This is a genomic window from Pseudomonas batumici, from assembly GCF_000820515.1.
GTDB lineage: Bacteria > Pseudomonadota > Gammaproteobacteria > Pseudomonadales > Pseudomonadaceae > Aquipseudomonas > Aquipseudomonas batumici.
Map to the genome: position 1 here is coordinate 135,919 of NZ_JXDG01000042.1, position 24,224 is coordinate 160,142.

The window sequence follows — 24,224 nt, forward strand, 5'->3', positions numbered from 1 at the left end:
GGACTGACATGACCGCGATCCATCACTTCCAAACCGTCAAGAACATCATCCATGGCCCTGGCAGCCTGGAGCAGTTGGGCGACAAGCTGTATCTACTGGATACCCCGCTCAAACAGGTCGTCCTGGTCACCCAGAACGCCATGCACCGTCTCGGTGTCACCGACAAGATCAAGGCGCAGTTCGCCAGGCGCGGCATCGCCGTGCATATGATTGATAACGTCGAAATCGAGCCGACCTTGGAAAACATCGAACGGGTCTTTCGCGAGGACGTCGCCCCGTTTGCACCGGACGCGTTGATCGCCGTGGGCGGCGGCAGCGTGCTCGATGCGGCCAAGCTGTTCGCGGTGATGCTGACCAACGACACCCCGCTCAAGGAGCTGCTCGGAATCGACAAGGTCAGCAACCCGGGCAAGCCGATGGTGCTGGTTCCGACCACCTCGGGCACCGGCTCCGAGGTCACGCCCAACGCCATCGTCACCCTGCCCGACGAAGAGTTGAAGATCGGTGTCGTCAGCCGTCACCTGCTGCCAACCCTGGTGATCCTCGACCCCTTGCTGACCCTGAGCCTACCCAAGGCGATCACCGCCGCGACCGGCATGGATGCCTTCACCCATTCGCTGGAATCGTTCATTTCCACCAAGGCCAATCCGCTCAGCGACACCTTTGCCCTGGAATCCATGCGGCTGATCGCCGGCAGCATCGTCGAGGCCTATCAACAGCCCGACTCGGTACGGGCCCGTGGCGATATGCTGCTGGGTTCGATGTATGGCGGCCTGGCCCTGACCGGTGCCGGCACCGCCGCCGTGCATGCCCTGGCCTATCCGCTGGGCGGCAAGTTCCATGTCACCCATGGCGTCGCCAATGCGATGCTGTTGCCCCATGTCATGGCCTTCAACCTGGACAGCTGCGCCGCCCGTCTCAAGCGCGCCGCCTGTGTCTGTGGCGTGGCCCTGGAGAGCGATAGCGACGAAGTGGCCGCCGGCAAACTGATCGAGCAGATCCACACCTGGACAGCGATCCTGAACATCCCGCAGAACCTGCGCGAATTCAACGTGGCGGAAGAACATCTGGCGGAAATGGCGGTGGCCGCGTCCAAGGTCACTCGCTTGATGGCCAACAATCCCAAGGTCCTCAGCCTCGACGATATCCAGCAACTTTATCGGCGCCTGCTGCCATGAGCACCACGCCCATGCCGCGCCTCCTGATCATTGCCGACGACCTCTCCGGGGCCGCTGACTGCGCCGCCGATTTCGCCGGGCGCATGGTCACCCAGGTGGTGCTCAGCCAAGTCGGGCTGGATGTCGGCGCCTCGCTGGGCGCCGAGGTGATCGCCCTCGACCTCGACTCTCGGCGTCTCGACGCGCAAGCCGCCGCGGCAGCGCATCGCGAGGTGTTGGGAATAGAGCCGGCGGGCGAGCTGCCGCTTTACAAAAAGATCGACTCTACCCTGCGCGGCAATATCGCCAGCGAAGTGGCCGCGCTGCAAGCCCTTCGCGGCATGGCCCTGGTTGCGCCGGCGTTCCCGCTGATGGGCAGGACGACAGTGGGCGGGGTTCAACAGCTCGATGACGTCCCCGTCGATCAAACGGACGTCTGGCGCAATGAGCACCTCGCGGGCACGGCCAACCTGGTGGAGTTGTTGAGGGCGCAAGGTCTGCGCTGTGCGTCGCTCTCCCTCGATGCAGTACGTGATATGCAGCGATTGCAGGCAGACCTGCTCATGCATCTAGCCGACGGTGTACAAGCACTGGTCTGTGATGCGCAAACCGATACGGACCTTGCGAATATCGCCCAGGCCTCGGCGGCTCTGCATGAACGACTATTCTGGGTCGGCTCTGCCGGGCTGGCCCGACAGCTGCCGCAGGCGTTGGGATTTCCAGCGGTCTCAACCCAGCCGAATACGTCGAGCAACGGACCGGTGTTGAGCGTGGTCGGCAGTATGTCCCGACACGCCCAGGGCCAGGCCAACTACCTGGCCGAACACAGCAATCAATTACGTGTGCGCCTTGCTCCCGCCACCTTGTGCGCGGGACCGACAGCAGCCGAATGGCAGGCCATCGCCGCCTCGATCGAGACGGCCCTGCAGCAGGGTCGGCATGTACTGGTCAGTCTGCAACAGGAACACCGCGACCCCGGCCAGGCCGCGCAGTTGAGCGCGGCACTGGCCCAACTGCTCCAGCCCGCCCTACCCCACGCGGGCGCGCTGATCGCCACCGGTGGCGAAACCGCCCGCGCCATTCTCGGCGCCGCCGGTATTCCGCGCCTGGACCTTCAGGGTGACTTGGCCCCCGGCGTGGTCTTCTCCCGCGCCCGCTGGCATGGGCGTGACCTGCCCATCGTCACCAAAGCCGGCGGCTTCGGCCAGCCGAGCAGCCTCTTCGATGCCTGGCGGCAACTGACCGCCACGTCGCAACCCTAACGAAGGAAGCCCCCTATGTCTGAACGTCCTGTCATCGGTATCACCATGGGCGATGCCACCGGCGTCGGTCCGGAAATCATCATGAAATGCCTGGCTCACGCCTCGCTGTACGAAACCTGCCGCCCGTTGGTGATCGGCGATGCGGCTCGACTGGCCGATGCCAACCGTATTGTCGGTGGCAGCCTGAAAGTGAACAGCATTGAACGTCCCGGTCAGGCGCGCTTTCAACATGGCGTCGTCGATTGCATCGATCTGGCGCTGATTCCTGCCGACCTGCCCTACGGCAAGCTTTCCGCCATCGCCGGCGATGCCGCATTCCGCTACATCGAACGTACCGTGCAACTGACCGAAGCCGGCGAGCTGGACGCCATTTGCACCGCGCCGCTGAACAAGGAAGCCTTGCATGCCGGTGGCCATATTTTTCCCGGCCACACCGAACTGCTGGCGCACCTGACCGGCATCGAAGAGGTCTCGATGATGCTGATGACGCCGACGCTGCGGGTGATTCACGTCACCACCCATATCGGCATCATCGACGCCATCGCCAGGATCGAGCCCGGCCTGGTGAAACGCACGATTGAACGCGCCCGCGAAACCCTCGTACGCGCCGGTATCGACAACCCGCTCATCGCGGTCTGTGGCATCAATCCCCATGCCGGGGAGAACGGCCTGTTCGGTTACGGCGAAGAGGCCACCAAGATCCAACCCGCCATCGACGAGCTGCGTGCACGCGGCTGGCGCGTGGAAGGCCCGCTGCCGGCCGACACCCTGTTCTTCCGCGCCGGGCGCGGCGATTTCGATGCGGTGGTGGCGATGTATCACGATCAGGGTCATGGCCCGGTCAAGGTCATGGGCCTGGAAGCCGGGGTGAATGTCACCGTCGGCCTGCCGGTGATCCGCACCTCTGTCGACCACGGCACCGCCTTCGATATTGCCGGCAAAGGCATCGCCGACGAACGCAGCCTGACCGAGGCCATGCGCCAGGCCGTGGAACTGGCCGCCCACAAACGCACCAGCACGGCAGCCTGATTGCCCGCGAACGCCTGAATCAGCAGAACCTTAAAGCATAAAAATAATATTGAGGACCGCTCCATGAGAATCGTCTCCACCTCCCCGTCTTTTGCCAAGTATTCGACAGAGCCGCTGACGCTGCTGGGCGAGCAGGCCATCGAATGCGTCAACCTGCCGGCCGACATCGGCGAAGACGAGTTCATCGCCCGGGCCAAGGGCGCACAAGCGGCGATCGTCGCGTTCAACACCATAAATGCCCGCGTGCTCGATGCACTGCCGGAGCTGCGTATCGTCTGCAAGCATGGTGTCGGCGTGGACAACATCGACCTGCCCGCCGCACGTGAACGCAAAGTGTGGGTCTGCAATGTGCCGGACTCCAACAAGCATGCGGTGGCGGACTACACCTTTGCCCTGCTGCTGGCCTCCGCCCGCAAGATCGCCCAGGCCGATCAACAAACCAAGGCCGGGGAATGGCCGCGCCTGTTCGGCGCCGATGTCCACGGCAAAACCTTGGGCATCATCGGCCTGGGCAATATCGGTAAGGAGGTCGCGCGGCGCGCAGCCGGCTTCTCGATGCGGGTGATTGCCCATGATCCCTTCCCGGACCAGGCCTTTGCCGAGGCCAACGGTATCGGCCTGGTGGCGTTGAACGCGCTGTTGGGCGAGGCCGACTACGTCACCCTGCATATCGGCCTGAACGACGCCACCCACCACCTCATCGGCGCCGAACGCCTGGCCTTGATGAAGCCGCACGCCCACCTGATCAATGCCGCGCGGGGCGGCATCATCGATGAAAACGCCTTGTTTGCCGCGCTGGAAAGCGGACACCTCGGGGGGGCCGCACTGGACGTGTTCGAAGAGGAGCCCGTCACCCGTCATCCCCTCTATGCCCTGCCGAACGTGATCGCTTCACCGCATATCGCCGGCTACACGCCGGGCGCGCTGGACATCCTGAGCCTGACTTGCGTGCGCAACATCGTCGCGGTGCTGAAGGCCAATGCGCGTCCTGAATTCGTGGTGAACGGCCTCTAGCTCGTCCGCCCCCCGACCTGAAGCGACTGTCGGCAGCGCAATGGGCAGGCGGTCCGAGCCCTCCCCCAGGTGCGATCACGCTGTCGTCAGGTCTTGCGATACATCCGAACCCGGAGTTGGAACCATGTACAACAATAATAAGGCTTCCTCGGTACGCTGGCTCATCGCCGGATTGATGTGGACCGCCATTGCGATCAACTACATCGACCGTGTCGTGCTTTCAGCCGCTGCCCCGATCATCAGCAAGGAGTTCGCGCTGAACACCGCGGAAATGGGCCTGATCATGTCGGCGTTCTTCTGGTCTTACGCCCTGCTGCAGTTGCCGGCCGGTTGGCTGGCCGACCGCTTCGGCCAGAAGCTCACCCTCGGCGGCGCGGTCCTGTGGTGGTCGGTGGCCACCGCAATGACCGGCCTGGCCAATGGCTTCAATTCCCTGTTCGCGCTGCGCGTCGGCCTGGGTGTGGGCGAAGCGGCGGCCTATCCCAGCAACGCCGGGATCGCCTCGCGCTGGTTTCCGGACAAGGAACGCGCCACCGTCGCCGGCATCTTCGACAGCGGCTCGAAATTCGGCGGCGCGGTCGCCATGCCCTTGATCGTCTGGCTGATCGCCCTGGTGGGCTGGAAGATGACCTTCGTCCTGAGCGGCTCCATCGGGATCGTCTGGGCACTGGTCTGGTTCGCGTTCTACAAAAACGATCCCGAACAGCACAGCGGCGTCAACGAAGCCGAACTGCGGCACATCCGCGAAGGCCAGCGCCGCAAGGAAGGCACCGGCGACAAGCCGACCCTGCGCTGGTACCACCTGCTGCGCTACCGCAATGTATGGGCCATGTGCCTGGGCTTCTTCTTCATCAACTACAACTCGTACTTCTTCATCACCTGGCTGCCCACCTACCTGGTGAAAGAACGCGGCATGGACCTGATCTCCATGGGCTTCGTCGCGGCGCTGCCGTTGCTGCTGGCCATGCTGGTGGAAGTCTTCGCCGGCTGGCTGTCAGACCGTATCTATCGCCAGGGGCGCTGGTCATTGACGCGGATTCGCAAGACCTTCCTGGTCGTCGGCCTGCTGATGGCCTCCTGCATCGGCTTCGCGGCCTTCGCCGAATCCTCCTGGCTCGCCATCGTCCTGTTGTGCATCGCCAAATCCGGCACCACGGTAGCAGCCACCCAGGTCTGGGCGATGCCCGGCGATATCGCGCCACGGGGCATGACCTCGATGCTGGCCGGCCTGCAAAATACCGTCTCCAACATGGGCGGCGTGGTCGGTCCGATCATCACCGGGTTCATCGTCGCCGCCACCAACTCATTCGTTCCGGCCCTGCTGTTTTCCGCCGGGTTGATTGTCGTCGCCATTCTCAACTATCTGTTCCTGCTGGGCGAAGTCGAACCGATCAAGGAGCAATCGGAAAATCCGCTCATTGAACCTGCCTTGAACCGTTGACCTACAAAACGCTCGGACACTTGGCAGTGTGTCCGAGCGTTTCACCCGGTAACTTTGCCGGGCGACCTTTTACTGCCCCGTTGAAAACCGTATAAAGACGGTCGAACCCGATATCCAGGAAATCCATGAAAGTTGCCACACGCCGCCAGGCCATTCTGAATCTTGTGTTGTCAGGCACCGCGAACGTCGAGGAGCTATGCCTGCGTTTCGGCGTCTCCGAGGCGACGATGCGCCGCGACTTGACCGCGCTGGCCGAGGAAGGCCTCATCCTGCGGACCTACGGCGGTGCCGCTCATGTCGGGCTGCGCGAGCCGGAGGCCTCCGTCGAGGAGAGGCGCTATCAGCACAGCCAGGAGAAGCTTGCCATCGCGCGTGCGGCACTGGCGCACGTGCGGGACAACGACACACTGCTGCTCGACGGCGGCACCACCACCTGCGCCCTGGCGGAGCTCCTGGTGGAGCGACGCGGCTTGCATGTCATCACCAACAATATCCTGGCATTGCCGGCCTTGGCTCGGCTTGCGGATGCAAAAATCACCCTGCTGGGCGGGGAACTGCGTGCCTCCAGTATGTCGACCTTCGGCGCAGCCGCGCAGGCGACACTGGAGCATTTGAGTGCCGACAAGATTTTTCTCAGCGCCGATGGCGTCGTGGCGGAGTTGGGACTTTGCGAGGCCAGTGCCGACCAGGCTTTCCTCAAGGAAAACATGATCCGGCGAGCGGCACAGACGTTCGTGCTGGCTGACGCCACAAAATTGGGGCGCGCCCTCCAACAACATTGGTCGCCCCTCAAAGGACCGTGGACGCTGATTACCGATTCAATCGCCGACGAGTCGCTACTGACGCCTTTCCGGGCGCACAAGATGATCACTATTGAAATAGCCGGCAGTTGAGGGTTCTGAATCCGCTCGCGCACCGGGAAGATGGGGATGCATCCTGTCCGAGGTCTGGGCCTCGGACAGGCGAATACCCTATGCATCACCAGAATGGCAGCGCGCTATAAAGGTTCTGCTGTCTGTATGAGCGAGTTCAATACCAGCTTTATTTCAGAGGCCGGGTCTTTATGTCCTTGCAGTATCAGGCCTTCCGACAGCGCGGTGAAGGTCCTTGCAAGAGCGGCATTGGTTAGAGGAGGCTTCTTGCCTGCGTGATTGAATATGATGGCAATCAACTTGCCCAAGGCTTCGCTGTTTTCCTGATGCAAATCATAGTAATGCTTCGAGAATTCCTCATCGCGCAAGGCAATCAGTTGCAGCTCAGCATCAAGAATCGCACAACTGGCATTGTTCTTGAGTGTGTCGATATAGGCATTCAAGCCGTGGGCCAGCTCTTCCGATGAATACCCAGCAGCCAGGGTCGTGCTCAACCGCTCTATCTCAACCCTCTTGAACCGCTGGGTCAATTGCAGAAGCAAGTCCGACTTACTTGTAAAGTTTGAAAAAAAGGCCCCCTTGGAAAAGCCGGCCTCCTCGGAAATCGCGTTGACGCTGGCGGCGTGAAAGCCCTTGCTAATCACAAGGTCAGTGGCAGTATCAAATAACTTGTCTCTGGTTACTTGCTGACTTTCTTCTCGCCCCAATCTCTTCTTGATCACGCCTTCGGTTCCTTTGGCCAAACAAAAACACCTATCTGTAACTGGATGTGAAAAATCGGCCGCTCATAGCACAAAGCTAGCTCCCATCACCCTATATGATACTAGCGATTTTCAATAATTTTACATTTAATTTTTTAAGGAGTGCCATGTATTGGGGGCAGAAGGAGAACTCAAGATGGCGAGTCATTGAGGTGACCTTGTGACGTCCCTGGCGCCAGATGACGAGTGGCGAAAAATTTCTGGCGACGACCTTGAACCGCTTGGTCCGGGCGGATACGCGTTACCGACAAGACACTAAACCGTTTGATTTCAGTGTCTTAGGCAAGACTCAGGAACCTCGATCTCACGCCTACTCAAATACCGTTTGATTTTCAGATACCGAATGGTTTTTAATTGCACCATTGGTACGCCCAACCCTGACAGAGCATCGAGTCGGCGACATCGATCTCGATGCAGTAGCAGGTGCCCCCACAGGAGCTGGAATTTAATGGAATATGCCTTTGTTACAGGCGCTACTGGCCTGCTCGGAAATAATCTGGTCCATGCGCTTTTAAAACGAAAGATCAAAGTAAAAGCGCTGGTTCGTTCCGTAGAAAAAGCCAAGAAGCAGTTCGGCAATCTGCCGGTCGAATGGGTCGAAGGCGACATGCTCAATGTCGACGCCTTCAGCCATGCCCTGCAAGGCTGCGATGCCTTGTTCCATACGGCGGCCTATTTCCGCGACAGTTACAAAGGCGGAAAGCACTGGCAGAAACTGCATGACACCAACGTGACTGGAACCGAGCGATTATTGCAAGCCGCTTATGCCGCGGGCATTCGTCGCGCCGTCCATACCTCCTCCATTGCCGTGTTGAAGGGCCATCGGGATCAAGTGATCGATGAAACCATGTCGCGCAGTGAACGGGAGGCTGACGATTACTACTTGAGCAAAATACTGTCCGAGCAAAAAGTTCAGGCCTTTCTGTCACAGCACCCGGACATGTTCATCGCCATGGTATTACCCGGTTGGATGTTTGGCCCCGGCGATATCGGCCCCACCTCATCAGGACAGTTCCTGCTCGACTTTGTTGGACAGAAATTACCCGGGGTACTGCCGGGCAGCTTTTCCGTTGTCGATGCCAGGGATGTGGCGGAACATCAACTCGCGGCCATCACACGCGGCAGATCCGGAGAGCGTTATCTGGCCGCCGGCAAACATATGGACATGAAAAGCATTTTCCAGGCGCTGTCCCGCGTCAGTGGCGTAAAAGCACCGGAGCGTAAAGTGCCACTGCTCATGCTGCGGATCATTGCCTTGATCTATGAAGGCTATTACCGGATTACAAAAAAGCCGGTGCTCATCAGTACCTCCACGGTCAAACTCATGGAGCAAGAGCAAGGGCGCACCCATTTCAGCCATGACAAAAGTCTGAAAGAGTTGGGGTGCGAATTCCGCCCCGTAACTGAAACACTATTCGATACCCTGCACTGGTATCGGAAAAATAACTACATAGATAGCTGACCGGCGCTGATCTTCGTCATCTGGGTAGTGTCATACCTCCATGTATTTTCTGTTCCAACTTTGCCTCGGTCTTTCGGGCATACAGGAGCCGCGCATGAATATCGCCAACTGGCTGGACGAAGCCGGCCTTCGCTACCCGATGCGTCCGGCCCTGTTCGAAGGGCAGCGGCAAGTCGCGAACTATGAGGCCTTTGTCGCTCTGGTCCGGCACCGCGCTGCCTACCTGATCGACGAGCACGGCATTGCCCCCGGCGACCGGGTCGCGCTGTTCATGAAGAACTGCTGTGAATACCTCGAGCTGCTCTACGCCATCTGGTGGGCCGGCGCCGTGGCGGTGCCGATCAACTACAAGCTGCACGCCGTCGAGGCCGGCTGGATCGTCGATAACGCGCAAGCCCGGCTGATTTTCACCGATGGCGGCCAGGTGTTCGCGCCCGGGGCCCTGCCCCAGGCCTGTCGAGAACTGGACCGAGAGGACATGGGAGCGCTCGCGTCGCTCATTTCGCCGCCGGACACGCCTTGTCCGCGCCATACCGATGACCTCGCCTGGCTGTTCTATACCCCTGATACCACCGAGCGACCCCAAGGGGTGATGCTGAGCCACGGCAACCTGACGGCCATGTCACAGGGCTGTTCGCCCGATGTCGATCCGATCGATGCCGATGAGGCCGTGGTGTATGCAGCGCCGATGTCTCACTGCGCCGGTCTCTACAGCCTGATCCATGTGCGCCGGGCCGCGCGCCATGTCGTCCCGCAATCCCGCGATTTCAACCCCGATGAACTGTTCGGGCTGGCAAACGGGTTCGGCACTGTCATGCTGTTCGTCGCCCCCGCCATGTTCACGAGCATGGTCGAGCAGGCCCGCCACCAGCGCTACGACGGCGAAGGAATCAAGACCATCATCTATGGGGACACCCTCATCTACCCGACAGACCTGCGCAACGTGCTGCTCAGGAACAGCTACGGCGATCTCCTCAAGACAGAGCTGCGTCTATGGTTGAAGGGCAGCGCCAATGACACCGGTGTTCCCTGAATCAGCGACATGAGCGGCATCGCTCAGGGCTTGAGCGTGGACACGCTCAAGCTGGCGGCAGCAACATCCCGACCTCCCCTTATGGAAAGTCGAGATGAGTGTCTACAAGTGCGCGATGAAGGCCGTCACTTACCGCTCGGATACGTCAATCCAGATCGTCTTGATCTCGGTGTACTGATCGTGAGCCCAGATGGACTTGTCGCGCCCACCAAACCCGGACTCCTTGTATCCGCCAAACGGCGTCGAGGCGTCGCCCTCGCCAAAGCAATTGACTGTCACCACGCCCGCGCGTATCTCGCGCGACAGCTTGATGGCGTTGCGCAGGTTGTCGGTGTAGACCGAGGCTGCCAAGCCATATACCGAGTCATTGGCCAGGGCGATGGCCTGGTCAATCGTGGTGAAGGTGGTCACGGCGAGTACCGGGCCGAAGATCTCTTCCTGGAACAGGCGACTTTCAGCGTCGACACCATCGATCACGGTCGGCTCAACGAAAATACCGCTCTCGGTCCTGCCACCGAAAACAACCTGCCTCTTCTCGACGGCAGCGTGTTCGAGGTAGGAGCGAACTTTCTCGAAGTGCGCCTTGCTGACCATGGAGCCGACGCGGTTTTCCGGATCCAGCGGGCTGCCCATCTTCCATTCGCGCATTTGCACGCCAATACGCTTCAACAGTTCATCCTTGATGTCGGCATGGACGATCAGCCGCGAAGACGCCGAGCAGTTTTCGCCCATGTTCCAGAACGCGCCATTGACCACATGGCTCGCCACCAGATCCAGGTCTTCGACGTCGTTCATCACCACCGCCGGGTTCTTGCCACCGCACTCCAGCACGATGCGCTTGAGGTTCGAATCGGCCGCATAGTTGAGGAAGCGGCGACCGGTCGCGGTCGACCCGGTGAAGCTGACCATGGACACGTCCATGTGCCGCCCCAGTGGCTCCCCTACTTCGCTGCCACCGCCCGACAGCACGTTGAACACACCGGCCGGCACGCCGGCCTCATGGGCCAGTTCGGCGACGCGCAGTGCCGTCAGCGTGGTTTCCTTGGCCGGTTTGACGATGATCGAGCAACCGGCGGCCAGGGACGGACCGATTTTCCACGCCAGCATCAACAGTGGGAAATTCCACGGCAACACCAGGCCCACGACACCGATGGCTTCGCGCACCACCAGGGTCAACGCGCCGGAACCGACCGGAGCGGTGTTGTCGTAGATCTTGTCGATCAGCTCGGCATGCCAGCGGATCATGTGGATGGTCTCGGGAATGTCCGTGAGTTGGCATTCGCGAATGGGTTTGCCGCTGTCCAGGCTTTCCATGACCGCCAGCTCGTGGGCGTTGCGCTCCAGCAGATCGGCAAAGCGCAACAGCACTTTCTTGCGCTCGCCGGGACTCAGCTTGTGCCAGCGGCCGTCATCGAAGGCTTGCTTGGCTTTGGCCACGGCAAAATCGACATCATTGGCGTCGCACGCCGTGATCTCGGCCAGCACTTCGTCGGTTGCCGGGTTGGTGGTGGTAAAGGTCTTGCCCGAGCCCGATGTGTAGGGCGCACCGTTGACGAAGGATTCAGTGGGAAACTTCAGTTTCCGGGCGATGGCGGCATATTCGGCCGTGCTGAGAAGATCAGACATTGTTCGAACTCCCGATCACTTGAGCGACTTCCTGCTTGAGGGTGGCGATGATGTCCTTCAGCGCCTGCTTTTCGTGCTCGTACAGCGGTTGCAGCGGCGAACGCACACTGCCGGTGTACAAGCCATTGAGTTCACAGCCGTATTTGATCGACTGGACAAACTTGCCGCTTTCCAGGAAGTCCATCAGCGGCATGAACGCACTCATGATCTTGCGGCCTTTATCGAAATCCTTTTCGATCACGCAGGCTTCGTAGAGCGCAACGTGTTCGCGGGGGATGAAGTTCGACCCGGCACACACCCAACTGCGCGCACCCCAGGCAAAGAACTCCAACGCCTGGTCGTCCCAACCGCAGGACAGGCCGATGTTCGGGTAGTTGCGCGCCAGACGATGGACTTGCGCCATATCGCCGGAGCTTTCCTTGATGGCGACGACATTTTTCGATTCGGACACCGCCGCAAAATACTCCTCGCCCATGCTGACGCCCATGCGCGCCGGGTAGTTGTAGAGCATGATCGGCAGGTCGGCGGCGCGGTCGACGGTCAACGCATGGATGGCGTTTTCCTTCTCGGTCGGCAGCGCGTAGGGTGGCGAGCCGACCAGGAGGGCGTCGGCCTTGATAGCGCGGGCGGCCTTGGCGTATTCGACCGAATCTTCGGTGCGGATGGCGCCGGTGCCGATAACCAGGGGCAGGCGCCCGCCGATCACGTCCTTGGCCTGGGCCGCCAGCGCGATGCGCTCTTGAGAGGTATGGGCGTAATACTCGCCGGTCGACCCCCCGATGATAATGCCGTGCACCTTCGACTCGACCAGGTATTCGAGTACCTCAGCGAATGCTGACTTGTCGATTTCCCCCGTTGGGGTCAAGGGAGTAATTGCCGGGGTATAAATGCCTTCGAACTTCATGATTGCCTCTCCGTCAGTAAGGGGAATGTTTCCTAACCTGGCGCCCGCCGCCATGTTTCGGGGACAGCCGATTGCCTTCAGCTCAACTGCTCAGTGCCGCGGCGTCGCGCAAGTTCAACGAACGTGTTTCAGGTGCCATGGCCCAGGCCGCCATCAACCCGATAAAGGTGACGACGGCTGCCACATACATGGTGTTGCCGATACCCAGCGTCTGCAGCGAAACAGGTACCAGGTACGTACCAACCGCCGCCCCGACACGGGACAGCGAAGTGCCGATGCCGACGGCAAATGCGCGGACTTCCGTTGGAAAAAGTTCGTTCGGATAGACCAGTTGCAGAACCTGCGCCCCACCGATAAAGACCGCATAGGCGCCAAACAGGAAGAGGACGAGCATTTCGTTGCCGTTTGAAAACACGGCCAGCATCAACAACGAGAGCCCCGACCACAGAAAGCTATGGATCAGCATGCTGCGGCGGCCAATCGTATTGATCAGCCGAGTGGCCAGTACACAACCGACGACAAACAACAGGGTAATGGCCATCGAGCCATAGGACGCCCACTCGCCTTTCAGATTAAGCGCCTGGAGCACTTTGGGCGCGAAGGCATAAACAGCGAAAACCGGAATGATCGAGCACGACCAGAATACCGAGACAAAGAACAAGCGCTTGCCATAACCGGAATGCAGCAAGTCACTGAAGGTCATTTTCTTTTCGTCCGGCTGCTCGGGCAGATCCCGAAGCGAATAGCGCGGGCCATACACGCGCTGAATCACGCCCTCGGCCTCGCGCTCACGCCCTTTGCTCAACAGCCAGCGAGCGGATTCCGGTGTGCCGATGCGCAGCAACAACAGCACCAGCCCGATGACCGCGGCGCTCGCCAGTGCGTAACGCCAGGCATCGTCACCAACCGAATTGAGAATCGCATTACCGACAACGTAGGCAAATGCCGCACCGGCAAACCACAGGATGGTCAGTGCCGCGAGTCGGGGGCCGCGTTGTTTCTTTGGCAGGAACTCCACCAACAGTGACGTGGCCACCGGATATTCGATGCCCACCGCCAAACCGATAATGAACCTGAAGGCGAACAAGGCCGCTGCCGACTCCACCCAGAATTGTGCGAGCGAACATAGGATGAACAGTGACGGGCCGATAAAATAAACGGTCTTGCGGCCTAACCTGTCAGTCAGCCAGCCACCGATAAAACCGCCAAAAAACACTCCCATCAATGCCGATGCCGCAATCATCCCCTGCCAGAACTCTGTCAGGTTCAGCGCAGCCGTAACTTGCAACATGGCGATGCCGATAATACTCAACACATAACCGTCGACAAACGATCCGCCTCCCGAACGGACAGTCAATAAACGGTGAAAATTATTGAGAGGAACATCCTCGATGGATGTATTAGGACTTGTCATTATTGTCTCCTATTTCGCCTCGGTCATTCGAAGGGCTGAAGCGCAAACCCGAAATCCAGGCAAACGAAAGCCGTCTCGATCAGAAACAGTCAACCGCCATGGGCGAACCCATAGCACTCACAACTTCCAATCGATTGTTTAAATTCGAACGTATCTATCAAACGTGTTACTGGATCAGCTTTCCTTGCCCGCGCGGCACTGGCCCCATAAAAGGTTCATGTTGACGCCTGCTGACAGCAGGGGCTCGGGTGGATTTCTATTCGGCCCCGGGGAGGACAACAGAAAGTCGATCAGATGATTGCGTTTGCCCGCCAGCCAGTCCGCCAGCAGCGTTCCCGTCACCGTGCCCCGCGTGACCCCAAGTCCATTGCAGCACAGCGCGCCGTAGACATTGCTCGTCAACTGTCCGAAGTGAGCCATATGATTCCTCGACATCGCCAGCGAGCCACCCCAGGTGTACTCGAAGTTGACATCCGGGAGCATGGGGAATCGGAGCGCGAACGAGTTTTGATGCCGTTGCTTGAACCGCTGCAGATACTTGGGATGGCTGCGCCCATCGGCATTGAAGCTGAAGCTGTTACGCACCAGCAGGCGGTTATCCGGTGTGCGACGCAACGTGGTGCCAAAAGGATCGGCGGGAATCACCCCCCAATAAGGTCGACCTCCCAGGCGTGCCTGCTCGTCTTCCGTCAACTGCCGGGTCAGGCTCGCGTAAGTGAAGATCGGCAGCATGCGACCTTTCAAGAAACCGAAACTCATGGCGAATGCGTTATTGGTCAGGATCAGCTTGTCGGCAACGATACGGCCGAACTGATGGGTGAGGACGGTCTTGTCGCCATACTCCACTTCGGTAATCGGGGTGTTTTCATAAAGCGTTACGTTGGCCGGCAGGCTGTCGGCCAGGCCTTTTACCAAAGCCGCCGGCTGGACAAGTGCGGTGCCAGGGGTGAACAAGGCCTTGCGATAGAAGTGCGTACCAATATGCGTCGGCAAGTCTTGCTCTTCGATCATTTCGTACTCCTGACCGAGCTTGTCCAGGCCACGGCGGTAGGCATCCAGCACCGCAATACCGCGGTCTTCGATGGCCGCCTGGTATTTGCCGCACAGACTGAACTGGCACTGGATCTGGTGCTTTTCCACCAGCCCCTTCAAAATCGACTGCCCGGCCAAGTTCAACTCCATGCTGATTTTTGCCGTCCCGATATCACCGATATAGTCATCGGCGCCGATATCGTGCGGCAGGTCGATGGCGAATCCGGCATTTCTTCCGGAGGCGCCGTAACCGACCTCCTGAGCTTCGATCAACACAATCTCGTCATCAGGAAAGTTCAGCGCCAGTTGCCGTGCGGCAGCCAGCCCGGTAAACCCGGCCCCCACCACGACCCAGCGGGCCGAACGAATCCCTGAGTGAGACGGACGAGGCACTCGGGGCTGGCTCAGGTGGAACCAGCCACAAGTGGAGTCATCTGCAGGCGTGTATCTTATTCTTGCCATTTTCGCGACCTGGGTTCTTTATAGTTGTAAGCGCTAAAAAGCGTCCCGGCTGCACGATCCAATCACATGATGTGTAGTGCTTATGCAAGTAGTACCGGTACTGCCGATTAGTATTTAAGTGCCACTTCCAAACCTTCCGGCGCGGCGTATTCGGACATTCTGCGACGCGACAGTTCAAAGTGCGCGCGCACGATATCTCCCACCAGAGCCGGGTCATGGTTTTCAATGGCACTGATCATTTCGTCATGCTGCCGAGTCGCCAACTCCAGGTCTTCCTGCATATCGACCGTGGTCGGATGGCGATAAAAGATCTTCCCTAACCGGGCATGGTCGATCAGCAAGCGCTGCAAGCTCGGCATCAGATAAGCGTTATGCGCCATCCTGCCGATCTGCAAATGGAATTCATCGTTGTAGAGCACACGCTTCTCCACATCCTTTTCTTCGATCGCCTCACGGAAACATTCCTGTATGCGTTTCAGCTCGGCAATCTCGGAGGGTGTTGCGTGGGTCGCGGCCAGTTGGGTCGTGGCGATGTAGATCAGCGGCGCAGCGAGGAAAAAGCTGCGCAAGGATTGATAGTTCATCGACGACACGCGGGCAGCCCGATTCGCTTCGAGGTCGATATAGCCCTCAGCCGCCATCTGCCGCATGAGCTCACGCACAGGTGGGCGAGAAAGCCCGAACTCGTCGCACAAGGCCAGTTCATCCACCACGGCGCCAGGTGCCAATTCCATGCTCAGGATCCGGCGGCGCAACGCCTCCCCCAATACCGCTTTACGATCAACAGGCAGCTCGGAGGACGCCTGCGATTCGAGTTCTTTTGTTGCCATCATGGAAACCTTCGTACGGGTAAGTGAGCATGGTCTACTACCTGTATTCGCACTATAAAACAACATTATTCTTTATGTCTACAATTAAAATACAAGCTTTGAGCAACCTTCCATGGTGGGGTGACAGACGGCGGCTGAACACGTCCGTCCCACCCCACTCGGAGCACTGGTTTTGATTTCAACTGGCGCGTTTTACTTGACCAGCCTGACTTCCTTGGATGGACGATATCCAAAATAAGCGCTGTAACATTTACTGAAATGACTGGGTGAAACAAAGCCACAGGCCACCAGCACATCGACCTGGGACAGCTCGGTGTGCTGAAGAAGCCGCCGCGCTTCGGTGATGCGTAGTTCCATGTAATAACGCTGTGGCGTGGTGCCCAATTGCTCCTTGAACAGCCGCTCGAGCTGTCGACGCGAACGACCCGCGTAAACCGCCAGTTGCTCCATTTCAAGAGGCTCCTCGAGGTTGGCGTCCATCAGCTTCACCACCTCACGCAATGGCGCACTCACACATCTATTTTCAGCCGGTTTTATGCGCCGGTAGCGAGACGCCTCGAACGCGAGGATGTCCTCGATCCCTTCAACCAGTGCCTTGCCGTGCAGGCCCCTGATCCAGTCCAGCGCCATGTGGAATGCTCCCGACGGGCTGGACGCCGTGAGCCGGTCTCGATCGATCACATAAGGCTCGCTGCTGACCTGGGTCACCTTGCAGAACTCCGCAAGCGCGGGGCGATGTTCCGGGTGAATCGCACAACGGTACCCGTCCAGCAATCCGGCGCGCCCCAGGAACCAGGCGCCATTCCACAACCCGGCCAGACTGACACCCAGGTCGCCAGCCATTCTCAGCAAGCCGATCAACTCGTCCGGCACTTTCAGCTCGGTCCGGTAGCCACCGCAGATAACCAACAGATCCAGGTCTTTGATCATTGAATAGTCGATGCGTACATCGGGTCGAATGACCAGGCCCAGATCGCTGACAACCTCACCGGTCTTCATACCGTAAGTTCGGGAAGAGAACAGCCTGGGGCGCAGAAGATTCGCCGTGACAATCGTATCCAGAACCTGGGTAAACGCCGGGAGCGAGAAGTGCTCAAGCAGCAGAAATCCCGCCCTGACCATTTGAGTCGCTCCATTGGGGTTGTCATTCAAATAGCGAAGATTCTTCCCTTTCATGCCTCCGCTGAATTGGCGTCGTTCGATCACGGGTCGACCCACTCTTTTACGTTCGAGAACACGTCGGTTGGTTCGTAGGTCAATCGCAACGACAGCACCCGAAATTATTTTATCCCCGGCGCTGTCTGGCGATCGGTCAGGCAAGTTGAAAACCGTGGCGTAGAGGGTCTCTATCGTCCACAAAAATGGTGTTATGCCCCGTAATCTGGGCCCAACCACCAATACTGGGCCTGATGCCATCGAACGATCCAACGTTGATGGCGAACTCGACTTTGCCTTCAAAGATCGTCCCGATCAGACTTTCATTGCGGAACGTATCGCCCAGCTTCAACCGCCCTTTGCCATAGAGTTGAGCCATCCGGGCAGAAGTACCGGTTCCACCGGGGGACCTATCAATGGCTTTGTCCCCGTAAAACACTGCACTGCGGCCATCTGCTGCCGAGCCGTGTTCGTCATCACACCAAATGATGTGGTGAACGCCACTGATTCGGCTGTTCTCAGGGTGCACGGGATCACAAATCCCGGCCAAGGCCGAACGAAGCTTCTGACTCAGGCTGACAATGTCTGCAGTCGTCATTCCTTTCAGGCCGGCCCAGCTTTCCTGCGGCTCAACCACTGCGTAGAAATTGCCGCCATACGCAATGTCGACAATGAACGTACCCATACCAGGCACATCGACTTCCAAATCCGCGCAGTGCAGATAGCTGGCCACGTTGTACAGGCGAATCGAATCAACATATTCGCCGTTCATGGTGTAGTCGACATCAACTCGCCCGGCAGGCGTCTCGATGGCCAGCTTGCCGGGTTCCCGGGGGGTGACCAGGCCCTCTTCAATCACGACGGTCGCCAGCCCGAGAGTGCCCGCCCCACACATGGGCAGACAACCGCTGACTTCGATGAACAACGCCGCAAAGTCACAATCATCACGTGAGGGCGGATAGACAATGACGCCCGACATGATGTCATGCCCCCTGGGTTCGAACATCAACGCCGTTCGAACCCAGTCATGCTCGCGAACGAAAATCTCCCGCCGCTCGGCCATCGAAACGGACGGCAACAGCGGCCCACCGCCTGCCACCACCCGAACCGGATTTCCGCAGGCGTGGGAGTCGATGCAGAAAAAGCTATGCCTCATGCTCGCCCCCTCTCAATTGAGTCTGGCTGGAGAGTGACGCTGCAACGCGCCGCGTGACAGTCGATCCAACAGCAGTGCCACCGCGACAATCGCCAAGCCGGCACGCAACCCCAAGCCCATCTCCATCCTTGTGAGCCCCCTGGTCACTTCAGCACCAAGACCGCCCGCCCCCACCAGACCCGCCAGCACCACCATCGCCAGGGACAGGAGGATGCATTGATTCAGCCCGACCAGCAGTGTCGGTGCGGCAGTCGGCAATTCGATCTTGAACAGAATCGACCTCGGCGAAGCACCAATCGCCTGCCCCAGTTCCAGGAACTCCTTGGGCAGTTGCTTGAAGGCCAGGGTCGTCAACCGGAGCATCGGTGGAATGCCGTAAACGATGGTCGCGATGATTGCCGGTACGCGCCCCAGGCTGAACAGCATGACGGCGGGAATCAGGTAAACCCAAGGCGGCACGGTTTGCATGATGTTGAGCACAGGTAAAAAAGCCTCATCGACCTTCTTTACCCGCGCGGCCAGCACACCGAGCGGAAAGGCAACGGCCACGGAGATCAATACCGCAACCGAGACCAGTGCGATGGTCTGCATGGACGCAACCCAAAGCCCGGAGAACAAGCAGAATGCCAACATCGATACGGCAAACAAGGCCACTCTCTTGTTCGCGAAAAAGAATGCCAGCCCCCCGACTATGCCGATCATGAGGTACGGATGCGGCGCCAGCAGCGCACTTTCAACACCGCCCAGTACGGTTTCGATCACTTGGCTGATCGCCTTGAACACCCCATGCAAATTGGCGTTCAGCCAATCGACCGCGGGTGCCAGGAATTCACCTGGAGAAAAATGGATGTCTGCTGAAGTCATTGGGATTCTCCCTTCCGGGAACGCACGGCGCTCTGCGCCAATCGATCCAGAATCATGGTCAAGATCACGATGGCAATGGCCGCGTTGATCGACTTGGCAATATCCAGTGTGCGAACGGCACCATAGATCGATTCACCCAGGCCGCCGGAGCCGACGATGCCGGCGATCACCACCATGCCGAAGGCCATCATCAGGCTTTGATTCACCCCGGCCATGATGCTGGGCATGGCGAACGGCAAGCGGATCTTGAAGAACATCTGCCATCCGTTGACGCCGCTGGCCTCCCCTAGCTCGATAAACTCTTTTGGCGTCATGCGGATCCCCAGGGAGGTCAAGCGCATGGCCGGAGGCACCGCAACGATAAAGGTCGCCAACAGCGCCGTGGCCGTGCCATAGCCGAGCAACGCAATGGCTGGTAGCAAATAGATGTAAGGCGGCATGGTTTGAACCAGATCCAGGCAGGGATCCACGACCCGATCAAACGAAGGCGCGAGCCCGGCCAGCACGCCCAGTGGTATGGCCACCAGCAATGCGAGCACCGTAGCGGTCAGCACCAACGCGAGGGTACTGACCGTCTCCGGCCACAGGCCAATGACCTCACAGGACAACAATGCCAAACCTGTCAGTATCGCGAAGCGCAGACCCACCGCGCGCCAGCCGATCAGGGCCATGAGCATCGCGATGACGTAATACGGAGGATAGGCAACACACCATTGCACGCTTTCGTAAATGCCCTTCAACACCGTATTGGCCGTGTTGAACACAAAGTCGCCGTTGTCCATGAGCCATTCCAGGCTCGAGTCAATGACTGAGTCGAATTGGCTGGAAAAGTCAGGAGTGCTCATGTCGACGCCTCCAGAGCGGTGCCGGCGGATGAAGCCGAAAACTCATTCGGAATGCCTTGAACACCGCGAAGCAGATCGCGCGGTGTAATGATCCCTACCACCGTACCGTTATCCAATACGGCGAGTGCGTCGCGTTCGGACTTCATCGTCAATCCGATGAGTTCGTTGATATCGGCATCCAGCGTGGCCTTGGGGAGCCTGGCGATATCACAGCCCGGGTTGGCCACCCTGAAGGGCTCGACAGGGGTCATGACCGAATGAGCCCTGACCAGATGCAACCTGGAAATGCCTGCCACAAACTCCGCGACATAGTCGTCAGCCGGATTGAGCACGATCTCCTCGGCCGTACCCACCTGAATGATCACGCCGTCTTTCATGATCGCGATCCGGTCGCCGATGCGGATGGCCTCGTCCAGGTCGTGGGTGATGAACACAGCGGACTTGCCCAGCTCCTTGGTCAGTTGACGGAACTCATCCTGCAACTGCCTACGAATCAAGGGGTCAAGCGCACTGAACGGCTCGTCCATCAAGATCACTTCGGGGTCGGCGGTGATTGCCCGCGCCAGCCCGACCCGTTGTTGCATGCCACCGGAAAGCTCGCTTGGATAGCGAGACATCCAATCGCTCAAGCCAACCTTGGCCAAGGCCTGCTCGGCCACCTTGTAGCGCTCGGCCTTGCCAATGCCTTGCACTTCCAGACCAAACGCGGTGTTCTCCAGAACCGTACGGTTAGGCAGCAGAGCGACGCTCTGGAAGACCATGCCGATATGCCGTGCCCTCACCTCCCGCAGCTGTGCGGAGGTCAAGGACGACAGATCCTTGCCTTTGACCAGGACCTTTCCGGAGCTGGGTGTGATGAGTTTGTTGAGTAACCTGATCAGGGTGGATTTGCCACTGCCGGACAAGCCCATGATGCAAAAGATTTCTCCTCGGCGAACCTGGAGACTGACGTCGGAGACCCCGACCACGCAGCCGTAGTTTTGCAGGATCTGGGTCTTGGTCAGCCCTTGCTGAACGACAGCATTCATCGCCGCAGGTGCGCTTTTACCGAAGATTTTCCAGACGGACTGGCAATCTACCAGCACTTCGTTAGTGTCTATTTTGGCCGTTGTCATTTTGTAACCCGTCGAACCAGTTTTGCTGGTCTCTCTAATTGAATCAAAGGGCGGCAGTGGCAAACAAAAGTGCTGGGTTATTTCTTTATATTTTCCCAACGCTTCAACAGCTCGGCGTGGCTATCGGTCCAGTTCTTGACCGCCTGATCCATGGTCTTGCCATCCTTGACCTCGCCGTTGATCGAGGTGATATCGGCAATCGGCACGTACACGCTGGCCATCACCTCGCGCGCCCGCGGGTAATCCCCGGTGAAGCCTTTGTGGCCGATCCAGTAATAACCTTGGGGTGGCGGGAAAACGCCTTTTGGATCCTTGAGGAACTTCAGATCAAACTTTTGCGCCATCCACGATGGCTCCCAGACCGTCACCGCGACCCACTCTTTACGATCGACGGCCGACTTCAACGCGGCGGTCATGGCGGCGGTACTGCCTTCCAGCAATTTCAGCTTGATACCGTAGGTGTTGACGGCCGTGTTCGCATCGTTCATCAAACCGGAACCTGGCTCGATGCCAATGATCTTGTCGCCCAGCTTCTGCGCGTTGTCATTCAACTGATCGATGGAGTCGATACCCACATATTTAGGAACGGCAATGCCCTGGTAAAGACCGAAAGACACCGGGGACAGCTTTTCCAGGCGGTTCTTGTTCTTGTTCCAATAGTCGTTCGCCGCATAGTCGGTTTGCGAAGCGAGCACCTGGATATCGCCCTTGCTCAAGGCCGCGTAAGCAATGCCCCACTCGGAAAACTCAACCACTTTTACGCTATAACCGGAATCCTCGAGCACCTTCTTGGTAATACCGGTAATCGGAGTTAAGTCCTCCCACGACAGCGTCCCCATCGTGATGGTTTTTTCTTCCGCGTGAACGGGTAAACACATCATGCCCGTCACAGCGACAGCGCAGACGGCCTTCCAAATCTTCTTCATGGCGTTCCTCGATCTACGTTTGAATTTATTATGTTAGCTTCTGAAAAACCGAAGCCCGTGCGGTGTAACAGCAAGCCACCTCTATTTCAGGTAAACCTCTGTCATTCCATGACTGATTGACACTCATTGCGCTTTGCCTTTTCGGCAAACTTCTTATTGAACTTCAGCGTGAGTTGGCCAAGATCAATAGGATTCAAGACTCCATCGGCACAAGCGCCTTCATCGCCGGCGGAGCAAAGGTTTCCAGGTTGCCGAAGCGCTCTTGCCCTTCTTCACTACGTTCTTCCAAGGCTGCCTGTACGGCGTTTCCGGCTGGGTGTGGAGCCCAGACTCGCATGCGATGGTGGCATCGTCAACGCTTAGTATTCTTTATGTATACACATAGAATACTGTAAAAATTCACATAGAATTTTATGATACCTCAATAAAAACAATAGGTTATAGACTTGATGTCGATTCACACGGTCGTTAACAGGAATGTTTTTTGTCGTGAATTGAACGTATTTTCAGCCCGGATTTCATGCCGTTGCTTGAGCGGGCAGTCTGAGCACGCCACTCTGACGACCGTATGCGACATTGCAGAGCCACCACGCAAACGACTGAATTGATGCTTCAGCCAACGGCTGCGGGAAGAGGGAGAAGTGCTCTTCCAGAATGGCTGCTACAGAAAGAAGATGGGAGGCTACCCTTACGAGCCGTGCGTATGAGTCCGCACGGCATTCATGAATCGCTCGTGCCCAGGCTGAAGCTCAACGGGCCATTCCCTGCATGAAGAACACGGCCTTGGCCACCTGGTCGGACTTGTTGCGCCAGGCATGGCGGGTGCCGTTCTGGATCACCACCTCGCCGCTGCGCAGCAGGCGTTCCTCGCCGTCATCCAGCTCCAACCACAATTCACCTTCGATAATCACCACATAGTCGAGTGTCGGGGTGCGGTGCATGCCCGGCGCCTCGGGTTCGAAGCACTCGATCAGCCCGGGCAAGGCTTCGACCATCTCGGCAAACGCCCGTTGCGGGTCCAAGGGCGCGGCCATCACCGAATCCGGCGGGAAGCTGACCATCAGCAAGGAGGAGCCGCCGACACCCGGCAACAACGAGCCGCCCTGCGTGCTCTGATCGCCATCGAGCGCCGCCTCACTGCACCAGACCTGGCTGAAGCCATAACCCGGGATATCACTGAAATCCTTGGCCCGAGGGGCACTGGCGTCGCTGATAAACACCGACTTGCCCTGTCCGTCGTGACCGGTAACCACCCTACGAATCTGCATAGCGCCCTCTCCTGCCCTGGCGTTGGCCGGTGGTAAACCAGGCAGAGCCGCTGAGCTGGATATCGTTGTCCCTCATCCAGTGTAGGTCTTAGAAACGAGCGCGATGCGCCAGGGACATCCGGCCGCGCAGGATCTGACACTGGAGCGTTTCTGTGCGCTCGTGTCGTATTCGGGAGGAGGCTTTCATGGCGTCACCGGCGACGCACTCGCGCAGCCGGGCTGGAACGTTGCTATTCGACACGTGCAATGCATTTGCCGAAAGCAACAATTTTCGACCGGTATCAAAACCGGTTCCGCGCTGATATCCCAGCCCACTTTACGTCTGATCTGCAGTCGACGTCGGGGCACCTGCAAGCGCTGTAACTGCTACTTGGGCTTGTCCGCGCAGTGGCAGCTGGAAGAGGCCGTGCAAGGTTCGCCATGCGGGTGATGCTCGGCGCAGGCCTGGCAGCAGTAGTGCTTGCCATGACGCACGACCGCGTGCTCGCCAAGCTTGCAGTTGCAGTGCGGGCAGGCGCAGGTTTGCTCATTCATGATCGGACTCCGGTTGTCGGGTGGTCGCCAGACGTTGTGGTACAACGTACATGAACAATGAA

Annotated in this window: 21 protein-coding genes and 1 pseudogene; 8 read left to right on the plus strand and 14 right to left on the minus strand. The window is 58.7% G+C overall.

What is annotated here, in order from left to right:
• The first annotated feature begins 8 nt into the window (after positions 1-8).
• From UCMB321_RS16960 to UCMB321_RS16985, 6 genes are all read left to right on the plus strand, one after another.
• Complete coding sequence (locus UCMB321_RS16960; RefSeq protein WP_040068918.1) at positions 9-1,178, plus strand: iron-containing alcohol dehydrogenase; 1,170 nt, start codon at positions 9-11, stop codon at positions 1,176-1,178.
• A gap of 11 nt (positions 1,179-1,189) precedes the next feature.
• Complete coding sequence (locus UCMB321_RS16965; protein WP_245220819.1) at positions 1,190-2,419, plus strand: four-carbon acid sugar kinase family protein; 1,230 nt, start codon at positions 1,190-1,192, stop codon at positions 2,417-2,419.
• Positions 2,420-2,434: 15 nt separating this feature from the next.
• A complete protein-coding gene (gene pdxA, locus UCMB321_RS16970; RefSeq protein ID WP_040068922.1) occupies positions 2,435-3,448 on the plus strand; it encodes a 4-hydroxythreonine-4-phosphate dehydrogenase PdxA in 1,014 nt (337 codons plus the stop codon).
• A gap of 63 nt (positions 3,449-3,511) precedes the next feature.
• Positions 3,512-4,462 (plus strand): phosphoglycerate dehydrogenase, encoded by a 951-nt coding sequence (locus UCMB321_RS16975; protein WP_040068924.1) that lies wholly within the window; start codon positions 3,512-3,514, stop codon positions 4,460-4,462.
• Positions 4,463-4,586: 124 nt separating this feature from the next.
• Positions 4,587-5,903 carry an MFS transporter gene (locus tag UCMB321_RS16980; protein WP_052451277.1) on the plus strand — a complete coding sequence of 439 codons (1,317 nt, stop codon included), beginning with the start codon at positions 4,587-4,589 and terminating at the stop codon, positions 5,901-5,903.
• A gap of 125 nt (positions 5,904-6,028) precedes the next feature.
• Positions 6,029-6,796, plus strand: coding sequence for a DeoR/GlpR family DNA-binding transcription regulator (locus tag UCMB321_RS16985; protein ID WP_040068926.1), 768 nt, complete (start codon positions 6,029-6,031; stop codon positions 6,794-6,796).
• Positions 6,797-6,900: 104 nt separating this feature from the next.
• Here the strand turns inward: UCMB321_RS16985 and UCMB321_RS16990 are convergent, their stop codons facing one another.
• The gene (locus UCMB321_RS16990; protein WP_040068928.1) at positions 6,901-7,497 is read right to left on the minus strand and encodes a TetR family transcriptional regulator; all 597 of its coding nucleotides are present in this window, start codon (positions 7,495-7,497) and stop codon (positions 6,901-6,903) included.
• A gap of 487 nt (positions 7,498-7,984) precedes the next feature.
• Between UCMB321_RS16990 and UCMB321_RS16995 the strand changes: the two genes are divergently transcribed.
• Both UCMB321_RS16995 and UCMB321_RS17000 read left to right on the plus strand, forming a co-directional pair.
• A complete protein-coding gene (locus UCMB321_RS16995) occupies positions 7,985-8,998 on the plus strand; it encodes an SDR family oxidoreductase (RefSeq protein ID WP_040068930.1) in 1,014 nt (337 codons plus the stop codon).
• A gap of 94 nt (positions 8,999-9,092) precedes the next feature.
• Positions 9,093-9,947 (plus strand): annotated as a pseudogene (locus UCMB321_RS17000) (AMP-binding protein); the annotation flags it as partial.
• A gap of 213 nt (positions 9,948-10,160) precedes the next feature.
• Here the strand turns inward: UCMB321_RS17000 and UCMB321_RS17005 are convergent.
• The 13 genes from UCMB321_RS17005 to UCMB321_RS17065 form a co-directional block, all read right to left on the minus strand.
• On the minus strand, positions 10,161-11,657 hold the full coding sequence (locus UCMB321_RS17005) for an aldehyde dehydrogenase (protein ID WP_040068933.1): 1,497 nt from the start codon (positions 11,655-11,657) through the stop codon (positions 10,161-10,163).
• Entirely contained in the window at positions 11,650-12,561 is a 912-nt protein-coding gene (locus UCMB321_RS17010) for a dihydrodipicolinate synthase family protein (RefSeq protein ID WP_040068935.1), read from the minus strand. The genes UCMB321_RS17005 and UCMB321_RS17010 overlap by 8 nt, the downstream gene beginning before the upstream one ends.
• A gap of 82 nt (positions 12,562-12,643) precedes the next feature.
• Positions 12,644-13,975, minus strand: coding sequence for an MFS transporter (locus UCMB321_RS17015; RefSeq protein ID WP_040068938.1), 1,332 nt, complete (start codon positions 13,973-13,975; stop codon positions 12,644-12,646).
• A 174-nt stretch (positions 13,976-14,149) separates the two neighbouring features.
• Complete coding sequence (locus UCMB321_RS17020; RefSeq protein WP_040068940.1) at positions 14,150-15,469, minus strand: NAD(P)/FAD-dependent oxidoreductase; 1,320 nt, start codon at positions 15,467-15,469, stop codon at positions 14,150-14,152.
• A 107-nt stretch (positions 15,470-15,576) separates the two neighbouring features.
• A complete protein-coding gene (locus UCMB321_RS17025; protein ID WP_040069037.1) occupies positions 15,577-16,299 on the minus strand; it encodes a GntR family transcriptional regulator in 723 nt (240 codons plus the stop codon).
• Positions 16,300-16,491: 192 nt separating this feature from the next.
• Positions 16,492-17,475: a GlxA family transcriptional regulator gene (locus UCMB321_RS17030; RefSeq protein ID WP_052451285.1), complete on the minus strand. Its 984-nt coding sequence runs from the start codon at positions 17,473-17,475 to the stop codon at positions 16,492-16,494.
• A 136-nt stretch (positions 17,476-17,611) separates the two neighbouring features.
• Entirely contained in the window at positions 17,612-18,610 is a 999-nt protein-coding gene (locus UCMB321_RS17035; RefSeq protein ID WP_040068946.1) for a 4-hydroxyproline epimerase, read from the minus strand.
• 12 nt (positions 18,611-18,622) lie between these two features.
• On the minus strand, positions 18,623-19,474 hold the full coding sequence (locus tag UCMB321_RS17040) for an ABC transporter permease (RefSeq protein WP_040068948.1): 852 nt from the start codon (positions 19,472-19,474) through the stop codon (positions 18,623-18,625).
• Complete coding sequence (locus UCMB321_RS17045; protein WP_040068951.1) at positions 19,471-20,319, minus strand: ABC transporter permease; 849 nt, start codon at positions 20,317-20,319, stop codon at positions 19,471-19,473. The genes UCMB321_RS17040 and UCMB321_RS17045 overlap by 4 nt, the downstream gene beginning before the upstream one ends.
• Positions 20,316-21,434, minus strand: coding sequence for a quaternary amine ABC transporter ATP-binding protein (locus UCMB321_RS17050; RefSeq protein WP_040068954.1), 1,119 nt, complete (start codon positions 21,432-21,434; stop codon positions 20,316-20,318). Before UCMB321_RS17050 ends, UCMB321_RS17045 begins: the two co-directional genes overlap by 4 nt.
• Before the next feature lie 77 nt (positions 21,435-21,511).
• A complete protein-coding gene (locus UCMB321_RS17055; RefSeq protein WP_040068956.1) occupies positions 21,512-22,360 on the minus strand; it encodes a glycine betaine ABC transporter substrate-binding protein in 849 nt (282 codons plus the stop codon).
• 749 nt (positions 22,361-23,109) lie between these two features.
• Entirely contained in the window at positions 23,110-23,628 is a 519-nt protein-coding gene (locus UCMB321_RS17060) for a cupin domain-containing protein (RefSeq protein WP_040068958.1), read from the minus strand.
• A 366-nt stretch (positions 23,629-23,994) separates the two neighbouring features.
• A complete protein-coding gene (locus UCMB321_RS17065) occupies positions 23,995-24,162 on the minus strand; it encodes a metallothionein (protein ID WP_040068959.1) in 168 nt (55 codons plus the stop codon).
• Positions 24,163-24,224: the final 62 nt, after the last annotated feature.